Annotated in this window: 1 protein-coding gene; it reads right to left on the bottom strand. The window is 67.7% G+C overall.

Translation table 11 applies throughout. The features are described 5' to 3' along the window. Positions 1 to 977: AMP-binding protein (locus tag ACF1CT_RS37405; RefSeq protein ID WP_391788501.1), on the bottom strand; the 977-nt coding region annotated here is incomplete at its 3' end. Between the last annotated feature and the right edge of the window lie 54 nt (positions 978 to 1,031).

Below are 1,031 nucleotides of genomic sequence, written 5' to 3'. Positions count from 1 at the left end.
GGGGCGGGCAGGGCTCGCTTGTCGATCTTGCGGTGGGCGGTGAGGGGCAGCTCGGGCAGACTGACCACCGCGGCCGGGACCATGAACTCGGGCAGCAGCTCACCCACGTACTGCCGCACCCGACCCGCGTCCAGAGACGCGCCGGGCTGCGAGGGAACCACATACGCGACCAGGCGCTTGTCACCCGGCCGGTCCTCACGCGCCATCACCGTGACCTGCGCCAACCCGGGGTGCGAGAGCAGCGCCGCCTCGATCTCACCCAGCTCGACACGGAAACCGCGTACCTTGACCTGCTCGTCCGCCCGCCCGACATACTCAAGCTCACCGTCCCGGCGACGACGCACCACATCACCCGTCCGGTACATCCGCACCCCCGGCCCACCAGCAAACGGATCCGGCACAAAACGCCCCGCCGTCAGACCCGGACGATTCAGATACCCACGCGCCAACTGCACCCCGGACACATACAGTTCACCAGCCACCCCGACCGGAACCGGCCGCAACAACGCATCCAGCACATACGCCCGCATATTCCACACCGGCCGCCCGATCGGCGGCACCCCCACCATCCCCGGCACCAACGGCCCACTCGCCGTCGACGCCACCGTCACCTCGGTCGGACCATAAACATTCACCATCCGACGACCACGCGACCACCTACGAACCACCTCCGCCGAACACGCCTCACCCGCCACCACCAACGTCAACCCCGCCGGAAGCCCCCCCGACTCCTCCAGCACCGGCAACGTCGCCGGCGGCAACGTCGCATGCGTCACCCCGAACTCCGACACAAAACCCGAAAGCCGCACACCAGGAACCAGACGCTCCGCCGACCCCAGCACCAACGCCGCCCCAGCCAGCCACGCCGGCCACATATCCGCAACCGCAGCATCAAAACTCGGCGACGCAAACTGCAACAACCGACTCCCACCATCCACACCCAGCCGCCCGATGTGATCCCACGCCAGATTCACCACACCCGCATGACCGACAACCACACCCTTCGGCCGACCCGACGAACCCGACGTATA

The sequence above is a fragment of the Streptomyces sp. NPDC014734 genome, from assembly GCF_043083325.1.
Lineage (GTDB): Bacteria > Actinomycetota > Actinomycetes > Streptomycetales > Streptomycetaceae > Streptomyces.
Note: the sequence above shows the minus strand (reverse complement) of the source record. Positions and strands in the feature narration are given on the sequence as shown.